Raw genomic sequence first — 2,044 nt, forward strand, 5'->3', positions numbered from 1 at the left:
TGGCCGGGTAGAACTGGTAGGCGCCCTGCTCGCCGTCCTCGCCGATCAGCATGTCGCAGACCATCGCGAGGCGGTTCTCCTCGGGGTTGAGCGAGCACAGGCCGTTGGACAGCTTTTCGGGCAGCATCGGGATCACGCGGCGCGGGAAGTACACCGAGGTCGCGCGCTCGTAGGCGTCGTCGTCCAGCGGCTCGCCGGGCTTGACGTAGTGGCTGACGTCGGCGATGGCGACCACGAGGCGCCAGCCGGCGGAGGCCGCCTTGCCGCGGCCCGACTTGAAGGGCTCGCAGTAGACGGCGTCGTCGAAGTCGCGCGCGTCCTCCCCGTCGATGGTCACGAGCGGCACGTCGCTGAGGTCGATGCGATGCCTGGCATCGGCCGCGCGCACGTGGTCGGGCAGCAGCGCCGTCTGCGCCAGCGTCTCGGCCGAGAAGCGGTACGGCACCTCGTACTTGCGCACCGCGATCTCGATCTCCATCCCGGGGTCGTCGATCTCGCCGAGCACTTCGGTGATGCGGCCGACGGGCTGCGAGTACATCGACGGCGGCTCCGTGAGCTCCACCGCCACGACCTGGCCCGCCACCGCGGAAGCGATGGCGTTCTTCGGGATCAGGATGTCCTGCCCGTAGCGCCGGTCCTCGGGCGCCACGAGCCAGGCGCCGCTCTCGCACAGCAGGCGTCCGATGATGGGCGAGCGGCGCCGCTCGACGATCTCCAGCACGCGCCCTTCCGGCCGGCCCTTGCGATCGAAGCGCTGGATGCGCACGCGCACGCGGTCGCGGTGCAGCACGGAGCGCATCTCCTGCTGCGAGAGATAGATGTCCGTTTCGTTGTCGTCGCGGCGCACGAAGCCGTGCCCGTCGCGGTGGCCGATGACCGTTCCTTCGGCCTCGCTCATCAGCGTGCCGCCCAACGCGGCCGCACTTGCAGTTGTTGTCGTTTTAATGATAGTATCCTTGTCTTCGCTTTATTGGGCCGCCTTATACGTCTAGTGACGTGAGGCAGTGCTCCTCGATATTCAAGAAGCGAAATGTACCTGCCCAGATGGCGGAATTGGTAGACGCACTAGTTTCAGGTACTAGCGCTTAACGGCGTGGAGGTTCGAGTCCTCTTCTGGGCACCACGGCACAACAAGAAGATTCTCCGAAGAAGAATGCGAGCGGCCTTGCGGGCAATCCGCAAGGCCGCTTTTTTGTCGCGTCCTTCGGGCCTGTTCCGCGGTTCAGCAGATTCGCGGCTTCGCCCAAGAAGCCGATCACTCAATCGGGCCTTGCATGGCGCCTGGCCAGCGCTTCGATGTCCATGCCGTCGTATTCCTCGAAGGGCTGGTGGATCCATGGGCTCGTCGGCAGCTTCTCGACGAAGAAGTCCGGCGTGTAGGTCGAGGCCGCCTTCGTCCACAGCACCGCCGAGCGCAGCTCGGCGATCGCGGCCAGCGTGCGCAGGCGCTCCATCACCGCGGCCAGCGTCACTCCCGAATCGGCCAGGTCGTCGACCAGCAGGACCCGGCCACCCAGCTCCCCTTTGGGCATCGTCACGAACTTGGCCAGGTCGAGCCGGCCCTGCAGCGTGCCGTTCTCCGCGCGGTACGAACTGGTCGACATGATGGCCAGCGGCTTGTCGAAGATGCGCGAAAGCAGGTCGCCCGGCCGCAGGCCGCCGCGCGCCAGGCACAGGATCTGGTCGAACTCCCAGCCCGACGCTTGGACCTGCAGCGCCAGGCGCTCGATGAGTTCGTGGTATTCGGCCCACGAGACGTAGAGGTGCTTGCCGTCGTCGGTGAGCATCGATTGCAGTTCCTCGCGCTTCGTGGGGAGACGCGCCTTCAGGCGCGGTACGGGTGCCTGAGCAGGATCGTGTGCACCCGATCCGGACCGGTGGACACCATGTCGATCGGTGCGCCGATGAGTTCCTGCACGCGCTCGAGGTAGCGCTGCGCACTGCGCGGAAGCTGGCCCCAGTCGGTGAGGCCGAACGTGCTCTCGGCCCAGCCCGGGTAGGTCTCGTAGATCGGCTCGCAGCGCGCGACGTCGTCGGCATCCAG

Annotated in this window: 3 protein-coding genes and 1 tRNA gene; 1 reads left to right on the top strand and 3 read right to left on the bottom strand. The window is 66.6% G+C overall.

The features are described from left to right. Nucleotides 1-898: RNB domain-containing ribonuclease (locus VGK20_11275; GenBank protein HEY2774616.1), on the bottom strand; the 898-nt coding region annotated here is incomplete at its 3' end. Nucleotides 899-1,038: 140 nt separating this feature from the next. On the opposite strand from VGK20_11275, the gene VGK20_11280 reads away from it, so the two are divergent. After that, nucleotides 1,039-1,123, top strand: a tRNA-Leu gene (locus VGK20_11280). Between the two features lie 136 nt (nt 1,124-1,259). Here VGK20_11280 and VGK20_11285 read toward each other — a convergent pair. Next, entirely contained in the window at nt 1,260-1,787 is a 528-nt protein-coding gene (locus VGK20_11285) for a phosphoribosyltransferase (protein HEY2774617.1), read from the bottom strand. Nucleotides 1,788-1,825: 38 nt separating this feature from the next. Further along, on the bottom strand, nt 1,826-2,044 hold a 219-nt coding region (locus VGK20_11290), incomplete at its 5' end, for an adenylosuccinate synthetase (GenBank protein HEY2774618.1).

It is taken from the genome of Candidatus Binatia bacterium (genome assembly GCA_036493895.1).
GTDB lineage: Bacteria > Desulfobacterota > Binatia > UBA1149 > CAITLU01 > DATNBU01.

Excerpts from the sequence above, each read along its gene's own strand:
- VGK20_11285 (HEY2774617.1), bottom strand. The coding sequence starts at position 1,787 with ATGCTCACCGACGACGGCAAGCACCTCTACGTCTCGTGGGCCGAATAC.